17 protein-coding genes and 1 riboswitch are annotated in these 20,206 nt (G+C 62.8%); of the genes, 12 read left to right on the top strand and 5 right to left on the bottom strand.

From position 1 onward, the window contains the following. The first annotated feature begins 128 nt into the window (after positions 1-128). The 4 genes from AC1C2Q_RS08590 (at position 129) to AC1C2Q_RS08575 (ending at position 8,562) form a co-directional block, all read left to right on the top strand. Complete coding sequence (locus AC1C2Q_RS08590) at positions 129-3,299, top strand: sigma-70 family RNA polymerase sigma factor (protein ID WP_495449763.1); 3,171 nt, start codon at positions 129-131, stop codon at positions 3,297-3,299. Positions 3,300-3,327: 28 nt separating this feature from the next. After that, positions 3,328-4,431, top strand: a complete 1,104-nt coding sequence (locus AC1C2Q_RS08585) for a DNA cytosine methyltransferase (RefSeq protein WP_495449762.1) — start codon at positions 3,328-3,330, stop codon at positions 4,429-4,431. A gap of 79 nt (positions 4,432-4,510) precedes the next feature. Beyond that, positions 4,511-6,247 (top strand): DUF262 domain-containing protein, encoded by a 1,737-nt coding sequence (locus AC1C2Q_RS08580; RefSeq protein WP_495449761.1) that lies wholly within the window; start codon positions 4,511-4,513, stop codon positions 6,245-6,247. Further along, positions 6,244-8,562, top strand: coding sequence for a DUF262 domain-containing protein (locus tag AC1C2Q_RS08575; RefSeq protein ID WP_495449760.1), 2,319 nt, complete (start codon positions 6,244-6,246; stop codon positions 8,560-8,562). The genes AC1C2Q_RS08580 and AC1C2Q_RS08575 overlap by 4 nt, the downstream gene beginning before the upstream one ends. A 40-nt stretch (positions 8,563-8,602) precedes the next feature. Here AC1C2Q_RS08575 and AC1C2Q_RS08570 read toward each other — a convergent pair whose 3' ends face one another. The 3 genes from AC1C2Q_RS08570 to AC1C2Q_RS08560 form a co-directional block, all read right to left on the bottom strand. Beyond that, entirely contained in the window at positions 8,603-9,799 is a 1,197-nt protein-coding gene (locus tag AC1C2Q_RS08570) for a hypothetical protein (RefSeq protein ID WP_495449759.1), read from the bottom strand. A gap of 401 nt (positions 9,800-10,200) precedes the next feature. Further along, positions 10,201-11,772: an SIR2 family NAD-dependent protein deacylase gene (locus AC1C2Q_RS08565; RefSeq protein ID WP_495449758.1), complete on the bottom strand. Its 1,572-nt coding sequence runs from the start codon at positions 11,770-11,772 to the stop codon at positions 10,201-10,203. A gap of 7 nt (positions 11,773-11,779) precedes the next feature. Then, positions 11,780-12,085, bottom strand: a complete 306-nt coding sequence (locus tag AC1C2Q_RS08560) for a hypothetical protein (RefSeq protein WP_495449757.1) — start codon at positions 12,083-12,085, stop codon at positions 11,780-11,782. A 434-nt stretch (positions 12,086-12,519) separates the two neighbouring features. Between AC1C2Q_RS08560 and AC1C2Q_RS08555 the strand changes: the two genes are divergently transcribed. After that, positions 12,520-12,984 carry a nucleotidyltransferase family protein gene (locus AC1C2Q_RS08555; RefSeq protein WP_495449756.1) on the top strand — a complete coding sequence of 155 codons (465 nt, stop codon included), beginning with the start codon at positions 12,520-12,522 and terminating at the stop codon, positions 12,982-12,984. Further along, complete coding sequence (locus AC1C2Q_RS08550; RefSeq protein ID WP_495449755.1) at positions 12,981-13,322, top strand: HepT-like ribonuclease domain-containing protein; 342 nt, start codon at positions 12,981-12,983, stop codon at positions 13,320-13,322. The genes AC1C2Q_RS08555 and AC1C2Q_RS08550 overlap by 4 nt, the downstream gene beginning before the upstream one ends. A gap of 71 nt (positions 13,323-13,393) precedes the next feature. Here AC1C2Q_RS08550 and AC1C2Q_RS08545 read toward each other — a convergent pair whose 3' ends face one another. Both AC1C2Q_RS08545 and AC1C2Q_RS08540 read right to left on the bottom strand, forming a co-directional pair. Continuing rightward, positions 13,394-14,020 carry a hypothetical protein gene (locus AC1C2Q_RS08545; protein WP_495449754.1) on the bottom strand — a complete coding sequence of 209 codons (627 nt, stop codon included), beginning with the start codon at positions 14,018-14,020 and terminating at the stop codon, positions 13,394-13,396. 39 nt (positions 14,021-14,059) lie between these two features. Then, a riboswitch (SAM riboswitch) is annotated at positions 14,060-14,176 on the bottom strand. A 31-nt stretch (positions 14,177-14,207) separates the two neighbouring features. Then, positions 14,208-14,684: a DUF3237 domain-containing protein gene (locus AC1C2Q_RS08540; RefSeq protein WP_495449753.1), complete on the bottom strand. Its 477-nt coding sequence runs from the start codon at positions 14,682-14,684 to the stop codon at positions 14,208-14,210. 158 nt (positions 14,685-14,842) lie between these two features. Here AC1C2Q_RS08540 and AC1C2Q_RS08535 point away from each other — a divergent pair, with 158 nt between their 5' ends. From AC1C2Q_RS08535 to panB, 6 genes are all read left to right on the top strand, one after another. After that, entirely contained in the window at positions 14,843-16,126 is a 1,284-nt protein-coding gene (locus AC1C2Q_RS08535; RefSeq protein ID WP_495449752.1) for an MFS transporter, read from the top strand. Positions 16,127-16,185: 59 nt separating this feature from the next. Then, complete coding sequence (locus AC1C2Q_RS08530) at positions 16,186-17,136, top strand: LysR substrate-binding domain-containing protein (RefSeq protein WP_495449751.1); 951 nt, start codon at positions 16,186-16,188, stop codon at positions 17,134-17,136. Between the two features lie 145 nt (positions 17,137-17,281). Then, positions 17,282-18,046 carry a DUF2520 domain-containing protein gene (locus AC1C2Q_RS08525; protein ID WP_495449750.1) on the top strand — a complete coding sequence of 255 codons (765 nt, stop codon included), beginning with the start codon at positions 17,282-17,284 and terminating at the stop codon, positions 18,044-18,046. Further along, entirely contained in the window at positions 18,043-18,894 is an 852-nt protein-coding gene (gene panC, locus AC1C2Q_RS08520) for a pantoate--beta-alanine ligase (protein WP_495449749.1), read from the top strand. The genes AC1C2Q_RS08525 and panC overlap by 4 nt, the downstream gene beginning before the upstream one ends. Continuing rightward, positions 18,894-19,304 carry an aspartate 1-decarboxylase gene (gene panD / locus AC1C2Q_RS08515; RefSeq protein ID WP_495449748.1) on the top strand — a complete coding sequence of 137 codons (411 nt, stop codon included), beginning with the start codon at positions 18,894-18,896 and terminating at the stop codon, positions 19,302-19,304. The genes panC and panD overlap by 1 nt, the downstream gene beginning before the upstream one ends. Then, the gene (panB, locus tag AC1C2Q_RS08510; protein ID WP_495449747.1) at positions 19,301-20,170 is read left to right on the top strand and encodes a 3-methyl-2-oxobutanoate hydroxymethyltransferase; all 870 of its coding nucleotides are present in this window, start codon (positions 19,301-19,303) and stop codon (positions 20,168-20,170) included. The genes panD and panB overlap by 4 nt, the downstream gene beginning before the upstream one ends. Positions 20,171-20,206 lie beyond the last annotated feature (36 nt).

The following is a 20,206-nucleotide window of genomic DNA, read 5'->3' as shown; positions in this document are numbered from 1 at the left end:
AAAGGGGCCATCGAGCGCTGTAGTGCGTGCTCTCCGGCCAGAGGTAGTTCCTTTCTATCGCATGCATCTGACATCGCGGCATCCGCCGGTTCTCGGCGATGTCGCCGGGTGTGCGTAGCATCACCATCATGAGCGATTCCATTGCCATCGACGAGGATGTGCCGAGTGAGCGGCGGTTGGTGCTCCAGCCAGATGCATCAATCCTCGACGCCGTCGGTCGGGGGCACTCACTGGCGTCAGCGTTGGCCGATCTCATCGACAACAGCATCGACGCAGGAGCTGGCCGTGTCGGCATCCAGTTCGTGACGAACAACGCTCACATCCGCTCGATTCGTATCCGCGACGACGGATGCGGCATGACGGAACCGCAGCTCGAAGACGCGATGGCGCTCGGTAGGCGGCGTGATTACGACGAGAACGCGCTCGGGCACTTTGGTGTCGGGCTGAAGGGCGCCTCGCTGAGTCAGGCTCGGGTCCTCACTGTCTACACAGCTTCGGGTCATCAGCCGGCCGCAGCGATGCGTCTCGGCCGTGAGCAGTCGGGTACCGAGATCATCGCCGATGTGTTCGACAGCGGGACTGCTTCCGCAATGATGCGCCGGCGAGGCATCGCGGGCGAGTCGGGAACGCTCGTCGAGTGGACTCATCTCGAGAGCATTTCCGTCGCGACATCTTTTCAGGACCGTAGGCGCTGGATCGAGTCCACGATCCTGCAGGTCCGCGACGAGTTGGGGCTCACCTTCCATCGCATCCTCGCCGACAGTCGGATACGGATCGACCTCGAGGAGCTCGATGAGGTGACGTCGGAGACGGGCGCTCCGCGAGCTGTGAGGCCAAACGACCCGTTTGCGTTCCAGCGATGGGGCGAGGCTGGCTATCCACGGGTGCTCCGAGGTCGACTGGCGGCCGGTGCAGAGTTCGACGTGACATGCTTCGTGCTTCCGCCTGGAGCGGACGGTGCGCTACTCAGACGGAGCCGACGCGACGCGCAAGGGCTGTACATCTACCGGAATGATCGATTGCTCCACGCGGGAGGATGGCTCGGTCTGCGCAACGATCTGCCTGCGGACCTTCAGCTTGCGCGCATCGTCCTGGAGCTCCACGACAATCTGCTCGCAGCGATAGCGATCAATCCTGAGAAGCGCGGGGTGGTGCTGCGACCCGCAGCAGTGCAGGCGATCGAGAGCGCAATCACCGACGGATTCACGCTTCGCTCCTTCTGGGAACAGACGCGTGAGGTGTGGAAAGGATCGCAGCAACGAGATCTGAAGCCGCAACCGGTCGCAGCGCCCGGGGTTGGCTCTCCCCTCGGGATGCGCGCATCGTTCGAACAGACTCTGGGCGTGCGAGAGCACGAGGTTGAGGTCTCTTTCGAATGGGGTGAGCTTCCGAGCGCTCAGCTATTCGCTTTCGAACCCACGACTGGTGCTATCCGTCTCAACGCCGAGCACCGCACGAACCTTGAGCAGGATCCCGGTCAGCTCGACTTTATAAAGACCAGTCTGTTTCTCTTACTTGAACCGCATGCTGGCAAGGCATGGCTGTCGAGTGCGACGACTGCGCGGGTTGATGGCATTCAAGCTGCGTTGGCGATGTCATTGATTGGTCGGCGTGCGGCGTCGGCGCTGGACTCGGCGGAGGAGCCGGACGGCTTCGAAGACGTCGGTGAGGTTCCGGTTCTTGCCGCAGTGATCAAGGAGTTCGAGGCCGATGAGCCTCTGGGTGATCCTCGTGTTGCCCACGTGCACGTCGCACTAGATGCGCTCGACGACCACATGAGACGAGTTTGGCGCACGGAACTACTCACCGCTGAAGAGGAAGTCGAGCTCGGTCGGGCGATCGAAGTTGGGTTGTTCGCAGCGGAACGCCTTGAGATGGACCACAACGGGAGGATCTTCGATCAGGCGACCCTAGATCTCGCAGTACTCAAGCGGGACGGTGAACGTGCCGTAACGCGAATGATGAAATCCAATCTCCGGCTGGTTCTGTCGATTGCGAAGAAGTATCAGTGGAATGGGTTAGACCTCGCGGACCTTGTTCAAGAGGGCAGCCTTGGATTGATCCGCGCTGTGCAGAAGTTTGACTATCGACACGGGACAAAGTTCTCCACCTACGCGACTTGGTGGATCAGGCAGAGCATCACGCGGGCGCTCGCGGACCAGGGCAGGCTGATCCGTTTTCCTGTCCATGTCGTTGAAAAGTTGCCCGGGATTATCGCGTCGTGGGAAGGCTCAGAAGGTGGTGCGACACAGCGGATCGAGTCGGTGGCAGATGAACTCGATGTGTCTGTGGAGGTCGTTCGTGCGGTTGTAAATAGCCTGCTGCCGATAAAGTCCATTGAATCCTTAGTGCCGTTGCGACTGGGGAGTGGAGCCTGGCACACATGCTCCATGTCCGAGATCTTGATCGATGAAGAAGCGCTGAATCCTCTCGAGCAAGTGAGCGTGCAGATGCTCCATCGGCAGCTGGATGAAGTGTTCGACTCGCTAGCTGGGCGCCAGGCGGACATCATTCGCATGAGGTTCGGTATCGGAGATGGGCAGCCGAAGACTTTGGATCAAATTGGCGAGGCGTTCGGTGTCACTCGTGAACGCATCCGCCAGATCGAGAAGCAGACGATGGAGACGCTCAGGGAGCCTGCGTTCGCGAATCGCCTGCGGGACTTTCAATATGAGATGGCGAGCATTCCTAAACGCGCCGAAGAATCGGAGGCGAACCGTGCACGTATTGTCCGGCGGAGGAAAAAGCGTGTCAATCGGCCAGCCGGTTCGGTCGTCGCCGGTACAGTGCATGACGTAACGTCTGAGTCAGTCGAAATCCGGGAGGAAACCACTGAACGCGACTTGGATGCCCCTGTCGAGGTAGAACCGGGTGACGTGGCGACTGTGTCCGTAGCGGGACTGCTCGATTGGGCTCAGCTCGTTCCCGCAGTCGGCCTATACAACGGTGGTCGATCGGTCGCGAACATCGCGACCGCACTAGACGCCGAACCGCGCCAGATTGCATGGTCGCTCGCCGTGTGCGTGTTCGGTCTCTTCGACGTGAACGAGGATCTGAACGGTGCCACGCGGCGCGGCGAGCCGTACGAGGAGGAGGAAATTGAACGGCTTCATCAGATGGTGAGTGGTGGCCATGCGATCGACCTGATCGCCAGAACACTCGGCAGGACATCCCTCGCGGTATCGTGGCAAGTGCTGGACGGACCCTCGCGTCCACGCATAACTCGGCGCATGCTTTCGTCGATGAGGGCGATCGCCATCGGTGATCCCCTCGAGGAAGATCATCGTGTCACTGTGTAAGACTCCCCGACTCTAGAAGGACCCTCAGGTGCCGACCTCGATTTCTGAGCCCCGTGACGCGATCCGCGTTATCGACCTTTTTGCTGGCGCCGGCGGATTTACCGCGGGTTTTAGAGCCGCTTCGGCTCGGTTCAAGACCGTTCGGGCCGTGGAGTGGGATACCGCAGCTGCGGCATCTTATGAGGCGACTTTCGGGGAGGGAATCGTTTTCGCGGGCAGCATTCAGAGCTGGCTCGAGGACGAAGAGGTCCCGGCGGCCGATCTGATCGTGGGGGGCCCTCCTTGCCAAGGCTTCTCGACCCTGGGGAAGCAGAATGAAGAGGACGATCGGAACTCGCTTTGGCGTGAATATATGCGGACGATTCTCAAGGCGCATCCGAAGTACTTCATCGTCGAGAACGTGGCTGCCTTCGCGAAGTCGCCGCAGTACGAGCTGTTCGAACGGGAGACGGAGCCCGGTGGAGCGCTGGAGGACTATGCGTTCCAGCATCGAGTGCTGAACGCCGCTGATTACGGTGCTCCACAGGCTCGCAAGAGAGCGGTGATCATCGGACACCTGCGAAGTCTGCCATTCCCTGGGTGGCCGGAGCCGACTCATGCAGGAGAGCACCGGAACGTCCGCTGGGCGTTCGACGACGCCGATGTTCCGAAGGATCCGAAGGGTATCGATTTCCCTGACGACCGCAGCGTCGCTTTCGCGGGGAAGAGCCTTGCCGGGCCGTTTACGCGTGCAGAGTTGCATCTCGGGCGGCGGTACACGCAGCTGTCGCTCGATCGATTCAAAGTGATCGGCAAAGGCGGCAACCGGTTCGACATCGCAGCGAAGCGTCCTGACCTCCTGCCGAAATGTTGGGTCGGCCACACGAGCGGCTCTGGTGACGTCATGGGGCGTCTGCATTGGAACAAACCGTCCGTCACGATCCGCACAGAGTTCTTCAAGCCGGAGAAGGGGCGTTACCTTCACCCGGAAGCCAATCGAGCGATCACCCATTTCGAGGCTGCGGTGCTTCAGGGGTTCCCACCGGATCACAAGTTCGTCGGTTCGAAGACCGCGATCGCGAAGCAGATCGGGAACGCCGTACCGATTCCGCTGGGGCGAGCGATCGCGGAGCAACTTCTAAAGAACTTCTAGTAGGTGGACGCCCCGCATCGGAGGCTTAGGGCATCCGCCTGCAGAGACGATGTCATCGGGAGCGACTAGCTTGGATCGCATGAGTATGGGCGCGGTCAAAGACACTGGCACCTTCGAGGGGCTCGAGGTCGGCAAGATTGTCGGGGAGTTCTTCGTGCCCGGATATCAGCGAGGGTATCGCTGGGGTGAGGTCGAGGTCACTCGACTTCTGCAGGATATTCGGGACAGCGAGGGCTCGACCTACTACCTTCAGCCGATCGTGGTGAAGTCGATCGGCGACGATCGATGGGAACTTATCGATGGGCAACAGCGGCTCACGACGCTTGCATTGGTCATCCGGTACTTCAAGGCGTACGTGCCGCAAGCCGAGGTGAAGTACACGATCGAGTACGAGACCCGGCCGCTCAGCGCTGAATTCCTGCGCGAGCCGGACGAGGCGACTGCCCAGTCGAACATCGACTTCTTCCATATGTACGTGGCCTGGAAAGCTATCGGTGCGTGGCTCGATAGCCAGGAGGATGCCTCGACGGCCGCCTGGGAGATCTATACGGCGTTCTCGAAGCGCGTGAAGGTCATCTGGTACGAGGCACCGTCGTCCGAGGACTCGACTGAGCTGTTCACCCGACTGAACGTCGGTCGCATCCCTCTCACCGATGCCGAGCTCGTAAAGGCGCTCGTCCTGTCACGAAGCCGTGACGCGCAGGGTACCGACCGGGCGCTGAGCGTGGCCGCGGAGTGGGACTCGATCGAGCGTGACCTACGCGAACCGGAGCTTTGGGCCTTCGTGACAGCGATGGCTGACGACGAGGCTACACATATTCGGCTCTTGCTCGACACCCTCGCGGATCAGGTCTGTGCTCTGGAAGACAAGGCGCAGCTTCGGGGCCGGCTGCGTCCGCCATTCCACACGTTCGAGACGCTCCGACCGTTGATCATGGAAGACGCGGAGGGATTCTGGAACCGGGTGGTCGACCTGCATTCCCTCGTCCGCGGCTGGTTCGAAGAGCGTCATGCCTTTCACAAGATTGGTTACCTTACGGCGTGCGGTTTCCGCTTTGATGAGGTGCTCAGTCTCGCTGCCGACGTTACAAAGTCTGAGTTCACGGACCGGCTGGATGGAGTGATCGCTCAAGATCGCCGAGTGGGCCTTCGGCTCACTCAGTCGGAATTGGCGGATCTGGCATACGGGGAAGATGACAGCATGATCAGCCGCGCCCTACTTTTAATGAACGTTGAAACCGTGAGAAAGTTGACAAACTCTGCGGAGAGATACTCCTTCCGGGCGCACGCCGCGCGCACGTGGTCACTTGAGCACATCCACGCCCAAAACTCGGAAGGTCTCAATACCGTCGAGCAATGGTCCGAGTGGTTACGCCAGCATCGCGATGCGCTCGCCGGTCTCCCCACCCTCAGCGTCGAGGAACGTGCCGACCTGGGGGCGAGGATCGATGCGGCGTTGCCGATCATTACGGCTGCGAAGTTCCTAGAGTTGGAGTCGGAGATTCGGGCTGTTTTCTCCGCGGAGGCCGGGGATGGCGCTCCAGAAGAACACGCGATCAGCAACTTGGCGTTGCTTGAAAAGGACGACAACAGCATGCTCAACAATGCGGTATTTGAGGTCAAGCGCCAGCGCATCCTTGACCTCGACCGCGCGGGGTCGTACGTTCCGGTGTGCACTCGTAACGTCTTCCTGAAGTACTACACCGCTGGGCGAGCGCAGCAGCTACACTTCTGGAGCCCGCAGGACCGCCACGCGTATCTTGCGGCGATCGAGCGAGAACTCGAACCCTACCTGAATCAGGAGCTCACCTCGTGAGTCGTATCGAGTCCTTCACCCGAATGTTCGACGAGCGGTCGGCGAACGGGGATGTCATCACCCGAATTGAGATTCCGTTGATTCAGCGGGACTACGCACAGGGACGTCGAGGGGAGAAAGTCGATGAGATCCGTCAGAACTTTCTCCAGGTGCTACACGGCGCGGTGACCGGTGATGATCCGCGGCCAGTGACGCTCGACTTCGTCTACGGCGAGCGTCGCCCAGACGGAACTCTCCAGCCGCTCGATGGGCAGCAGCGACTGACGACGCTTTTCCTTCTGCATTGGTACCTGGCGGCACGCTCCGGCAGTCTCGCATCCGCCACGGGCTGGACTAACTTCTCATACGAAACACGGCCGAGCGCTCGACGCTTCAGCCAACGTCTCATCACCGTCACACCGCCCGAAGGTGTATCGAGTCTCTCTGGGTGGATCCAGGACCAGCCCTGGTACCTGTTCGTCTGGCGCTACGACCCGACGATCAACGCGATGCTCGTCATGATTGATGCCATCGAGGCACGATTCCGTGACGTCGACGCTCAGAGGGCGTGGGCTCGGCTGGCTTCGGTCGACAATCCTGCGGTGTCCTTCCACTTGCTACCGCTCCCCGACATGGGCTCGGCCGAGGATCTCTACGTCAAGATGAACTCCCGGGGTATGCCGCTCACGGAGTTCGAGAATTTCAAAGCCCGGTTCGAGAAGATCCTCGAGTGGTCGGAGCGAGCGACCGATTTCGCACACAAAGCGGACACCACCTGGTCAGATACTCTCTGGACTTTCCGGGGCGACGACGACCTCATCGATGACGAGTTCCTGCGCTACTTCGACTTCATCACCGAGGTCTGCGAGTGGCTATCGGGCGAGTTCGGTGCTGGCGTGGATAAGTCGCGGGTGCAACGAGCGACGCACGTATTCGGCGCGGAGAACCCCCATAGGAAAGAGCACCTCGACTTTCTGTTCAGGGCGTTCGACGTGTGGCAGGACCGCAAAGTCTCCGAGACTTTCGCGGCGCTATTTCATACTCCCGCGTCTGGTGTCGGCGAGGACTTGTTGCCGATCTTCTTCCAGGATCCGAACGTCAACCTGTTCGAGTCCTGCTGCCGGCTGTATGGGGAGACGACCGGCAACAGGCGAAACTTCACGTTCGGCCAGACGCTGCTCCTCCTCGCTGTCGTGCTCCACCTCGACGGCGGAACAGACGACTTTGCGCGTCGTCTTCGTACGCTTCGCAACCTCATTGAAGGATCGCAGTTCGAGATGCGTGCTGAGCGAATGCCTCGGCTGGTCGCGGACACCCGAGCGTTGATCCTGGATGGCGTGCTACCCGAGGCAGGCGGGTCGTTCGCGGTCGCACAGCTCAGCGATGAGTCAGAGAAGCGCGACTTCATCGCAGTACACCCCGAAACCGAGGGTGTACTGCACGCGCTTGAAGATAATTACCTTCTGAAGGGCTCGGTAACCGCCTTCGTTCTGGACGAGTCGAGCATCGAGAGCCACGCCGTCACGTTCAATGTACTCATGGCGGAGCCAGAGCTTTGGTGGGACCTTACCGGAGCGCTGCTCACCGTGGGCGAGTACCAGCGGCCACGTGACCGTACGAACAAGTTGCACGATTCTGACTCCTTTCAATTCGGTACGTGGGACAGCAGGTACAGCGATGCCTGGCGGGCGACGCTTACGGGGAGGACGAGAGCGGATCTAGCTGCGACCGCCTCTGTGCTCAGGGAGCTGTTGGATCGCATCGCCGCGTCTTCGAGTCCTATCTCCCAGACCCTCAAGGAGATGCAGAACGATTGGCTTCTCCAACGTGAATCAGAGAAGCACTTCGACTGGCGCTACTACCTCGTCAAATACCGCAGCGCACGCGCTGGTGCTTCCGGAATCCACTTCGCCCAAGGCAAGAGAATGGGGTTCAGTCTCGCAAATCTCCCCGGCGGCAAGGAGCGGCAAAGCGCGTACTATTCTGATCCGTACCTGCTCAGCATCTACAACGAGATGGACGATTCGCGTGCGGTGTTGTCGCAGTGGTACACGGGCTACGTCTCTGATCCCCGCTGGCTCCGGCTGAAGGCGAGCAACACTGGGCTCCGCTCCGTGCCAGGCGGGTTCCAGCTACTCGGTCCCGTTGAGGAGGAGTTCCACGCAACGTTCGAGGCGGTCGCACACCAACTGGGGGCGATCGCTGACGGCTCTGGTGAGTCTCATCTCCTCGTCAAGGTTACGAAAGCGACGGAGGACGAGGCTGGGCCGGATGGGGAGAACCGCATCGAGCTCGGAGCGCGGATCCTTCGTCAGTTCATCGACGCGGGCCTGTAGCCAGGCGCGAGGGACGGCGTCGGACCGTTCCGATCCCTTGTCACGCGAGCTGAAGCCGTTGTGTGGAGAATGAGTGGTCTCCGGTTTCGTCGCGCCAGTACACCAGCGTGGGGCCGTTGGCGATGGGCTCTGGGTTCTCCAAGGCAACGAGTGTCTGCTTGGCCGATTCAATGAGCGAGCCAAAGCCAGCCATGATGGCCTTTTCGCTCTCCAGAGTCGATGCATACGCATCCTTCATCGCGGCGATCTTCCTCTCGGTTGATGCGCCTACGGGAAGGGACCGCTGTACCCAGTTCATGTCGTTCAGATCTGTTTCTCGCTGGTTGATGGCCTCTCGAAGCGTTTCAGAGCGATTGACCAACTGTTGCCAGAAGTCCGCGCCAGATCCGATCGTGTCTTTCAACTGTCTCACCGACGACTCGACCGATTTCGGGTTCTCTTGCATGTCGACACAGACCCGCATGTATGCGATGCGCAGGTCGAGGAAGGACGCGAGCATGGCGCTGTGTGCGTCGTAGTTAGCACGTCGAACGTCGTCGACGTCAGCAACTTCGGTGATCGCATGGGTATCAACGAGGTGCCGGAAGCGTTCCGCGAGGCTTCGGACGTCGTGTTCCGCGAGCGCCAGACGAATCAGCATGTCGTTCGAGAAGGCGCCCGCAGCTTCGTATTGCCGGTACACCTCATCGACGATTCTGGATGCCGTGAGTAACTCACCAGCGTAGGTGGCCTCAGATCTGGCGATGGCCTTGTCAAGGGTGCCCTTGATGGCATTGAGCTTCCGATCGACCTGCTGAAACTGCTGCAGCATCATTACGGTGCTGAGTGCCTGAATTGCCATGATTGGCGCCACAACTGGCAAAGAGCTCGCGACGGCTACGAACGGTGCGTGCCCAACGATGCCGGTTGCCCCCATGACACTGCTCCCGACACCTGCCCCGAGTTTCATGAGCGTTGAAGGATCGGCAGTTGCCATGTAGAGCGTGGACGACAGTGCAGCGGACAAGAGCGTGGCGCCGGTCGCAGCACCCGCGGCGACCATCGACATCACGCCCTGAGATGAAATTGCTTTGGCATCGGCGACGTAGCTCCCGGTGGCCAGATGAGTGTTTCGCAGGCTGGAAACCATCAGATCACGCAACTTGCCTTGGAACTCGAAGACGGCAATCTCGGAGCCGCCAGCGTCGAGGCGCTTCACCGCGACTTCGTCAGAGGTGGCTTCTTCGGAGTTGGTCATGTCCAACCTTTCATGGTGCTGTCCGGACGCGTGGAAGCCTGGCGATGCTTGTCGAAGGAGTCCGTACTGGCAAGATACCGTCTGAGTCAGACAAGGAGCGTATGGGGAGTGGCCGCGCACAGAGGTGGCGCCTCAGAATCGCAGGTGCGAGGGCATCTATCGGTTCGACCTGCTCTATGTGGGGCTGACCCGGGCGCGGTACCGGTGTGTGGTGATACCTAACTGAGTAGTTGGCCGCATGGACGAGCGGATTGCTGCAGAGCCATGGCGTCAGCCGATCAAGGAGCACTTGCATGGGTCTGCCGGAGAGTGAGCGCCGAACTGACCCGTTGTTGAGTGGTGATCGTGCTGTTGTTGCGGCGCTAGCGATCCACGGACTCGCGCTAGATCCTCCGCGCCGTCTACTCCACCCCTTGGGGTAGTGCGCCCCACGACCGCTGCGGAGTAAGGCTGTCATAACCCAACTCCGTGAGCATCTCAGACAGGACGGGCCACGCTTTACTTTCGTGTGCTCGACTCGACAACGACGTTGCCAGGTGCTCGAGAGAGCGTCGTATCTCGGCATCCGCCTCATCAAGCGTCGACTCGTATCCTTCTGCCAGCAAGTAGGAGTTCGACGTCGCGCCGTAGGCGAGCATCGCATCGAGGAAGATCTCCAGCAGTCGGGGCGAATCGAAATTGACGAACCTGAGATCCTTACCCCACAAACGGCGCGTGACCTCGTCGTCGTTCAGAGCAAGGACCGTGCCAAACTGCGAATCGCGATCAGGCAGTGCGCGTCGCACGTCGTGCACGATCTCGTGGAAGTGCGCATCTCCCATCCCGAACCCGACGAAAAGCAGATGCCGTGTCATGAGCGTCGCCTTGACGAGCGAGCTGAGCGCTGCGCGGTCGGAGTTGAACCCGAGGTAGTCGTCGCGAGTGAGGACGATCGACTCGGGCTTGTCGACGCTTCCATGCAGCTTGAGCAGCCATCGTTCGTTGGCGTCCATCGGCCCAGGAATCACACGACGAGGTCGCTGTCCGTCGAACGCCGCCCATTCGAACAATTGATCGTAGTTGAGGGTGATCGCCTGCTCGGCCTCGAGCGCGGCGAGCAAGGGCGGGGCCAGCCCATAGCGTCGCTTATCAACCGCCCGAACGATCTCGGCAATGAACTGATTCTCGCGGCCGGATCCTTCGCGCTCGAACTCCTGACGCACGTACGCTGCCTGATCCAGAACGTCATGCTTCTCGACGAGCTTTTCGACGAGATCTGCTTCGAGCCCCGCGGCTCGGGCGAGACGCTTGATGAGCCCAGTCCAGTTGGGAGCGCCAGCCGACATGCTGATGCCCGACCCCATGAATGGGACGAGTCGGGAACGGCGCGCGATCTCGCCCAGCTCCTTGGCCTTTGCCAGATTTTCGCCGAGCTCCGGCCAGTACTCCCGCTGATCGCGACGCATCATCTGCGCGAGCGCGTACGCCTGCGGGTCGCGCAGTACGATCGCGACGTCGACGTCATACTTCTCGGCGGCCAACCGACTCTGCTCGTCGATCACTCGAAGCAGCTCGCCTCGGAACTTGCCGCCACCACCACCGCCTGCGCCGAACAGTGGCACGGCGATCAGGCGCTTCGCCCTGTGGGAACGGGCGCTCGTCACATGTCGATGTGCAGTGAGCTCGGCGCTCACACGGAAGAACTCCTCGAGCCGCGGGATGATCTCGGCTGCGTTCTGTAACCGGTAGTAGGGAACCGCCGCGAGGATCGTCTTCGGTTCGTTCTCGAAGCCGGAGCGATCCAGCAGGGGCAGCGTGTACCGATCTTCCGCCTTGAAGTCCGAGACATACTTGGGGTCGAGGCGATTCACCGCATCCGGTGCCGAATTCCCCCAGCCGCCGCCGTCGCGCAGTCCACGATCCGTGGCATGCAAATACGCATCACACGCGAAGCGTCGGGTGTCGCCTTGGATCACGAATACATGACCTGTCATGCCCTGATCATGGCACCCGCTTCGCCCACTGGGAAGGCTCAGTAGCCACGAGCTTCTCCCCGTTCGGGCCTTCCATGCCGCGGTAGGTGAAGATCCAGAATGCGTCGACCTGAGTATCGCTCGTGCACTCGTACACCGCAAACATGCTGAACTGATGCGGCGTGCTCAGCGGCATCTTCGATACCGCCCCAGTCAGCTTCTTGCCCGACATTGCGGCGGGCAGGTCGCCAGTTTTGAGGCCGTCGCGCGGGCCGCCGAAGTATGCGCAGTACAGCGATGAGTCTTGGTGCTTGGCTGAATCGTAAGTGGTCATGATGTCTCCCTTAGCTCAGTTCTGCGTTAATTATTTTGGGACGATTATGCGCCTGGCCACCGACAGATGCGATGCTGCCCAGTGACCCGATACTCGTACCGAGCGGCGAGCTCCCACCGCCCGCGTTCGATCACGACCGCATCATCGCGTTCGCGGTCGGTGCGCTGTGGACCGAGTATCGCGAGCTGCCCGATCCTCGAGGGCTACTCGGGGAGATATTTACGCTGAGCGAACTACGTGGCTTGCACGAGGTGGTACTGAGCGAGCGGCTATTGCCTGACACGTTCCGACGGACGATGTTGCCGAATCCAGTGACGACCGGGGAGCTGTCTCGGGAAGGGCGGGGCGGCCGGCGGGGTTCTATCGGCGCAAGTAACGGGCTGCTGACCGACTGTCGGCAGTGTTCTGTGCAATTTCATGTACATCTTCTGGAGGTGCGCACGGAAGTCATCTCAGTCGCAGACGCGCGGTCTGGCCTGTCGGCGCTCATCGCCGGTTTTCGCGAGACACCGGACGCTGCTCCCGTTACGGTCGGGTCCCATCGAAGGCCAGAGGTGGTACTCCTCTCGCTGGAGGCCTACCGCAAACTCTCGGCGCAGTCGGAGCCAGTGATCTCGCTCGAACGACTCCGACATCTGAAACCGGTGATCGAGCGGCTCGCTCATGCTGCCCGTCTCGGATCGGTCAAGGTATACGGATCAGTAGCCCGAGGCGAGCAGACCGCCGTCAGCGATCTCGACCTGCTCGTGACCCCGGCGCCCGACGCGACCCTCTTCGATATCGCGCAGTTCGAGATGGACATGGAAGTACTCGTCGGAGTACCCGTATCTGCGCTGTCGATCGCATCCCTTGACGACAAGCGCGACGCGACGATCCTGCGCGAAGCCGTACCGTTGTGAACGAGGCCGACCGCGTCCAGCGCTGGGTCGGTGAGCTGCGTTCTGTGCTCGACACTGCAGCGGACCTGGTCGAACGAGGGCGCGGCGCCTACGACTCAGATCTGGCAGTGCCGCTCGCGTTCGAGGCGCTGTCCAACCGCATCGGCGATCTCTCGAAGCGCCTCGTGATGGCCGACTCCGAGCGCTTCTCCACCCGGATCTGGCGGCAGGCCGCGCGTCATCGTGACTATGCGGTGCATCACTACGACCGACTGGATGCCGAACTCCTTTGGCGCACCGTGACGGAGAGCTTTCCGGAACTGGCGGGACTCGTTCGGGCAGAGCAGCAGGAGGGCTGAGCCCGCCGTTCACGAACGGAGTCTGACCCGCAGCGGTGGACTGACCCAAGTCAGCCACCGCAGCATCCGATTCAGTGCGTCACGTCAGCCGGCGAGAACACCACCTTCCCCAGTGCCTCCTGCGCACGTCGATACGTCTCAGGCGTGAACCCGGCCGCTTCGAGGTAGGTGGCGCGCTGCGCGTATCCGAACCCGTCCGGGATCATGCCGGCCTCGAGCTTGGCCGTGCGCTCTGTGCGCAGCTGTGACCCCGGATGCACGAACCCGCGCGGTTCGTACTGGTAGAGGTTCCAGCACCACGCGATCGCGCGCCCCCGAGTAAAGCCGGTCCAATCGCCGCGTTTGACCTGAATATTGGCATCCGAAGCAGCCAGCGCGCTGCGCACGTTCGCCCATCCTCGTTCGCGGCGCTGGTTCGCCTCGTTTTGCGAGGCGATCGCCATCGACTGCTCGATGGCGTCGAGCTCGGCCCCGACCTGTTCGAGGGTGAGGATGATATCGCCACCAGCGGTGGAGCGCGTGAATCCCGACGGCCGAAGCGAGCTCAGATAGTCGCGCCGCGCGGACTGGAGGTGACGCTCGTTGCCGCTGCTTCTGCTTCTGCTTCTGGTGCTGGTGCTGGTGCTGTCGCGGAGACCGAGTCGGTGCCACCACAAATTCCGGGACTGATCGGCATGGATAAAGGTGTTCTCGCTCATCAGAGCATCCCTTCATGGGGAGGGCTCGCGCGTCGCGAACCCATCGACTTGCCCGAACGCGTTTGCGTCGGACCGGTTCTTCCCCTGGGGCACCCCGCTCGATGGAGGAGGGTTGCCGTGCAGCCGGCCAGGTACCTCTGGCTGCAACTCTTGAACCTGAAATGGACTGTAGCAGGGAGCCCAGACATCACTCCACCGCGAACACCGTGATCTCCACGGCGAACGGGCGACGCACCCCGGTGGCGATGAACACCGTGCGATTGACCCACTCCCACGGGCCCTGCGGTGCGCGTAGCCGCGGCGTCCCGCGAAAGTAGATGCGTTCGGGATCGACCGGCTCTCCAGCCATGAGAAGTTCGATATCGCTCGGCGTCCCGGCACGGATGGCGAGGTTGGTCATCTCGAGGCGGGTGCCGTCTTCCAGCTCGATCGGATACCGCGCCTCCAGCTCTGTCACGCCGTCCGGTCGCCGCACCTGAAAGTCGGCCCCGCCGGGCAATACCCGTCCGCTGATCTCGCCTGTCGCAGAACCCGACACGATGGGCACGATTCGGCGCCACCCATCGGTCCCCTCGCCCAGGTCGACAGGCTCGGCCACCTCGACCTGAATGGTGGTCACGTGCCGCAGCGATGGGGCGGTCGGGGTCGATGAAGCGAGGGTCATGTTGGAATCGTATGCGCCATCATGTGATCAGCGATGGCACGATTTGCGACATCACATGGCGGACCTTCGTTCTTGACCGCGCCATACGAACGCTCCCAAAGTGGGGGCAGGCCGGCATCTCGCGGACCTGCTGAGGACTCATCAAGGAGGATGTGCTCGTGGCATCTGTCACCCAGACCCCCGTATCGACAAGCAAACGTCGCCGCGATCTCGTCGCCGTCAACATCGGCAACGCGCTCGAGTGGTTCGACTGGAACATCTACGCGATCTTCGCCCCGTTCTTCGCGGCGCAGTTCTTTCGTGGCAACGACCCGATCTCGGATCTGCTGGCGACGCTCGCCATCTTCGCCGTCGGCTTCCTCATGCGTCCGATCGGTGGCTGGCTCTTCGGCCAGATCGCGGATGCCAAGGGGCGCCGCTTCAGCCTCACCCTCGCAATCGCGCTCGCCGCCGTCGGCAGCCTCATCATCGCCATTGCGCCCACGTTCGAGAACGTCGGCATCTTCGCCGCCGTGATTCTGCTGTTCGCCCGCCTGGTGCAAGGCCTCTCGCACGGTGGTGAGACCGGCTCAGCATTCACCTACCTGGCCGAGGTCGCGCCGGAGGGTCGTCGAGGACTGTGGGCGAGCTCGCCGTGGGTCGGCGTCGGCATCGGATCGATCGCGGCCACGGGTCTCGGGGCGCTGCTGACCTACATGCTCACCGATGAGCAGATGGCCGCATTCGGCTGGCGCATCCCCTTCGGCATCGCCGCGGTGCTCGGACTTTACGCACTGTGGATTCGCGTGGGACTCACCGAATCCGAGAAGTTCACCGAGCGGAGCGAACCGGCGCCCACCATCAGGGAGACGTTCCGGCTCATCGCAAAGCACCGTGCCGCGATCCTGCGCATCACCGGCCTCACCGTCGGCGGCGTGGCCGTCTTCTACACATGGCTCATCTTCGCGCCCGGCTATGCCTCCCGCACCTTCGGCATCGACCCGACCATCGCGCTCCTGATCGGCGTCGCCGGACAGGCCGTGCTCGTCATCGCGTCGCCGCTGTTCGGGCGCCTGTCTGACAAAGTCGGTCGCAGGCCGGTGCTGCAGATCTTCAGCATCGGATTCGCGCTCGTCGCCTTCGGTCTCGACGCGATCCTTGGCCCCAACCCATGGACGCTCCTGGTGACGATGTGCGTCGCTGGTCTGCTCATCAGTGCGAACACCGGTCCGCTGGGCGCCACCTTCGCAGAGCTTGTGCCCACGCGTGAGCGGGCCACCGTCATCGGCATCGGTTACGCGACCTCAGCGGCGATCTTCGGCGGCACCGCGCCGTACCTCAACACCTGGCTCGAATCGCTTGGCATGCACTGGATCTACACCACCTACCTCGTGGTGCTGTGCGTCATCAGCGCGGTTGTCATCTGGGGCATGCGCGAGACGAGCCGCGACCCACTGAAGTGAGGCGGGATGCCGTACTCGCTGACGTTGCATTGAGAGGGAGCGGGGGTGACACTGGGCGGATGCCTGTACCCCGCTTCTCGCTTCGCCAACTCGCCTACTTCGCCGCGGCGGCCCGAGCCGGCAGCATCTCTGCCGCGGCCGAGCATGAGCACGTCTCTCGTTCGGCCGTGGCTACCGCGATCAATGAGCTGGAGGCGCTCTTCTCGGTGCCGCTTGCCGCACGCAGTCGTGGGTCGGGATTCACCCTGACGCCAACGGGGGAGCAGGTATTCGAACTCGCGCTGTCGCTTCTGCGAGAGGCCCACGACCTCCCAGGGCGGGCGACCGGCGCCGCCCTCACCGGATCACTGACGATCGGCGCGTTCCCCTCGCTCGTGCCCACCGTCTTCCCGCTCATGTTCGAGCTGCTCGCCCAGGAGCATCCGCAGTTGCGACTCGACGTGCGCTCCTTCCCCCAGCCCGAACTGCTGTCGACCTTGCGTGCAGGCGAACTCGATCTCGCGGTGGCCTACAACGTGCACCTCGAGCACGACCTCGACAGTCGCGTCATCTATGACACGGCCATGCACGTCATCATGCCTGCGGGGCATCCGCTCGCCGCACTCGACGTCGTACCGGCCAGCGAAGTCGCCAAGGACCGCCTGATCCTCATGGCTCATCTGCCGGGCCCAGACGACACGCTCGCCTACTTCGTGCGGCAGGGATTGTCGCCGCAGGTCTGGGTGCGCACGGGCGATTTCGAACTCATGCGCAGCCTCGTCGCCCGTGGTCTCGGACTCGCGCTGTGCATCCAAGCGCCTCGCACCGAGTTCAGCTACGAGGGGAGGGAGCTCGTATGCCGTCCGCTCGACCCCGCCCCGAACCTTGAGCGGCTCTCGGTCGTGTGGCCGCGCTCGCGTCGGCTGTCGCGCGCAGCTGCCTACGTCGCTCGGCTCCTGCAGGATCACGGAGAAGAACTCGCGCCGCGCATCGCGCGTGTGCAGAAGATGCCGAACGGCGCGGAAGCGTAAAGGTAATCAAAAGCGCGTTTATCTAAACAATTCGCCAGTAAGAATGCGCATTTTCTCGTGCACTCTGCTCCCGGATTTGGAGCGGATGCTGCGATAGGCAGATACTCGTGGCATCCGGGCCGCTCGACCTCGGCCCGAAAACCCCATGAAACCACCCATTGCTCTTGCGCCCGAAACAACCGTCGCCGTCATCGGCGCCGGTCGCCTCGGCGGCGTGCTCGCGAAGGCGCTTCGTGAGGCGGGCGTCGCCGTTCACGGTCCGTTGCGCCGGGGCGAGGAGATCCCCGCGGTCGACATCGCGCTGCTCTGCGTCCCCGACTCCGCGATCCCCGAAGCCTCCGCCACCGCCCGCAGTCACGCCACTCGAATCGGCCACGTCTCCGGCGCCAGCCCGCTCGACGACGTCGACTTCAGCATCCATCCACTGCAGACGTTCACCGGCACCGAGTCGCCCGACGTCTTCCACGGCATCGGTGCAGCCGTCGCAGGCCGGACGGCGGCGGACAAGAGCACGGCAGAACAGCTCGCCCAAACCCTCGGTGCCCGCCCCTTCGAGATCGACGATGCCCATCGCGCGGGCTACCACGCTGCGGCATCCTTCGCCTCGAACTTCGTGCTCACCGTGCTCGACGCCGCCGAGCAGCTCGCATCCGCCGCCGGTATCCGGGGCGACGAAGCCCGAAACCTCCTCGCTCCACTCATAAGCCGCACGGTCGACAACTGGCAGGGCCGGGGCGCAGCGGCATCCCTCACCGGCCCGATCGCCCGTGGCGACGATGCAACGGTCGCCCGCCAACGCGCAGCCGTCGCCGAAGGCGTCCCAGAGTTGACGCCCCTCTTCGACGAGCTCGTTATCGCCACCCGAGCAGTAGCCACCCGAGCAATAGCCCGCCAGAAGGCGACGGCATGAGAATCCTCCGCACCATCCCCGAGATCCGCGCCGCCGTCCGCGAAGCCAGGCGCGCAGGCCAGAGCGTCGGCCTCTTTCCGACCATGGGCGCTTTCCACGAGGGGCACCTTTCCCTCATGCGCCGCGCACGTGAGCAGAACGATCTCGTCGTCGTCTCGCTCTTCGTCAACCCCACCCAGTTCGGCGCGAACGAGGACCTCAGCAGCTACCCCCGCGACGCGCAGGCCGACGCCCGGCGAGCCGAGGCCGAAGGCGTCGACATCCTCTTCGCCCCCGAACCTGCCGAGATCTATCCCGACGGCTTCGCCACCAGCATCCACGTCTCGGGCGTCACCGAGATGCTCGACGGCGCAACCCGGGGACCGCACCACTTCGACGGCGTCGCGACCGTCGTGACGAAGCTGTTCGGCATCGTCCGGCCGGATGTCGCCTACTTCGGCCAGAAGGATGCGCAGCAGATTGCGGTCGTCCGACGCGTCGTGCGCGACCTCGACCTCGACGTGCGCATCGAAGCGTGCCCGATCGTGCGCGAAGCCGACGGACTCGCCATGAGCTCACGCAACGTCTACCTCGATTCCGCAGCGCGCGCGCAGGCGACCGCCCTCAACCGAGCGCTCGATGCGGCCGCGACGCTGTATGAGCAGGGGGAGCGCGACAGCAACGCCATCCTTTCGGCGGCACGCGAAGTACTCGACGCAGCAGGCATCACCCCCGAATACCTCGAACTCCGCGATGCCTCGAACCTGCAAACCGTCACCCGTATAGAAGATGACGCCCTCCTCGCCGTCGCCGCCCGCGTCGGAGCTGCCCGACTGATCGACAACCACATCCTGAAAGGGAGCGTCTGATGCGCCGCACCATGCTGAAGTCGAAGATCCACCGCGCGACCATCACCGGCAGCGACCTGAACTACGTCGGCTCGATCACCATTGACCCCGAGCTGCTTGAGGCCGCCGACATCCTCCCGCACGAGCAGGTGCACGTGGTCGACGTCAACAACGGTGCGCGCTTCGAGACGTACACCATCGCAGGTGCCCGCGGATCCGGCGTGATCCAAGTCAACGGCGCCGCCGCCCGCCTCGTGCACTCCGGCGACACCATCATCGTCATCTCCTATGCCGATTACTCGCGCGAAGACCTCGAGACCTACGAACCGGTCGTCGTGCACGTCGACCGCGCGAACGCGATCATCCAAGTCGACGACGTCGTCGATCGCCTTCTGACCGCGGCCCCTTCTCTCGTAGGAGCCGACGCATGAGCGTGCATGCGTCGGCGCGTAAGCGCGTCACCTTGGCGAGTCTTTCCGAGAAGAAGGATGCCGGCGAGCCGATCGTCATGGTCACCGCCTACGACCACCCCAGTGCGCAGATCGTCGAGGCCGCTGGCGTCGACATCGTGCTCGTCGGCGACTCGGCCGCGATGACGGTGCTCGGCTATGAAAGCACCGTGCCGGTCACCGTCGACGAGATGATCATGCTCACCAAAGCCGTGCGGCGGGGGTTGTCCGCCCCGCTGCTCGTCGCCGACCTGCCGTTCGGGTCGTATGAGGCATCTGATTCGTTGGCGATCGCGACCGCGCAGCGCTTCGTCAAGGAGACTGGCTGCGACCTTGTGAAGATCGAGCGCGGCGGCACCTCGGTCGATCGTGCGCGCGCTCTCGTCGCCGCGGGAATCCCGGTTGTCGGTCACGTCGGCCTCACCCCGCAGACCGCCACCGCCCTCGGCGGCTACCGCGCGCAGGGCCGCACCGCCGACGCGGCGCGCGCGGTGTGCGAAGACGCGCTGGCTCTGCAGGATGCCGGATGCTCACTGCTCGTCATCGAAGCCGTGCCCTCGGAAGTCACCGCCGCGCTCATGCCGTTGCTCGACATCCCCGTGATCGGGATCGGCGCCGGAGCGGATGCCGACGGACAGGTGCTCGTCTTCCACGACCTGCTCGGGATCTATGCCGGCGGGGCCGCGAAATTCGTGAAGCGCTACGCGGATCTGCGCTCGGCCGCTGTAGATGGAGTGGCGGCGTATGCGGAGGAAGTGCGGTCGGGAGCGTATCCGGCGCCCGAGCACGGGTACTCGATGCCGGCTTCGGAGGCTGCGGAGTTGCGGGAGATGCTCGCCGGGCGGTGAAGCGCAGGAGACCGACGGCCTGCTCGATCGTGCACG

This window comes from Microbacterium sp. Y356 (assembly GCF_059445355.1).
The sequence above is the reverse complement of the archived record's forward strand: the minus strand, read 5'-3'. Positions and strand labels throughout refer to the sequence as shown.

Bases quoted from the DNA above. Each gene is read 5' to 3' on its own strand.
- AC1C2Q_RS08560 (WP_495449757.1), bottom strand. From the start codon at position 12,085: ATGACCACTTACGATTCAGCCAAGCACCAAGACTCATCGCTGTACTGC.
- AC1C2Q_RS08565 (WP_495449758.1), bottom strand. From the start codon at position 11,772: ATGACAGGTCATGTATTCGTGATCCAAGGCGACACCCGACGCTTCGCG.
- AC1C2Q_RS08530 (WP_495449751.1), top strand. From the start codon at position 16,186: ATGCCTGTACCCCGCTTCTCGCTTCGCCAACTCGCCTACTTCGCCGCG.
- panD (WP_495449748.1), top strand. From the start codon at position 18,894: ATGCGCCGCACCATGCTGAAGTCGAAGATCCACCGCGCGACCATCACC.
- panC (WP_495449749.1), top strand. From the start codon at position 18,043: ATGAGAATCCTCCGCACCATCCCCGAGATCCGCGCCGCCGTCCGCGAA.
- AC1C2Q_RS08525 (WP_495449750.1), top strand. From the start codon at position 17,282: ATGAAACCACCCATTGCTCTTGCGCCCGAAACAACCGTCGCCGTCATC.
- AC1C2Q_RS08540 (WP_495449753.1), bottom strand. From the start codon at position 14,684: ATGACCCTCGCTTCATCGACCCCGACCGCCCCATCGCTGCGGCACGTG.
- AC1C2Q_RS08580 (WP_495449761.1), top strand. From the start codon at position 4,511: ATGAGTATGGGCGCGGTCAAAGACACTGGCACCTTCGAGGGGCTCGAG.
- AC1C2Q_RS08590 (WP_495449763.1), top strand. From the start codon at position 129: ATGAGCGATTCCATTGCCATCGACGAGGATGTGCCGAGTGAGCGGCGG.
- AC1C2Q_RS08545 (WP_495449754.1), bottom strand. From the start codon at position 14,020: ATGAGCGAGAACACCTTTATCCATGCCGATCAGTCCCGGAATTTGTGG.
- AC1C2Q_RS08570 (WP_495449759.1), bottom strand. From the start codon at position 9,799: ATGACCAACTCCGAAGAAGCCACCTCTGACGAAGTCGCGGTGAAGCGC.
- panB (WP_495449747.1), top strand. From the start codon at position 19,301: ATGAGCGTGCATGCGTCGGCGCGTAAGCGCGTCACCTTGGCGAGTCTT.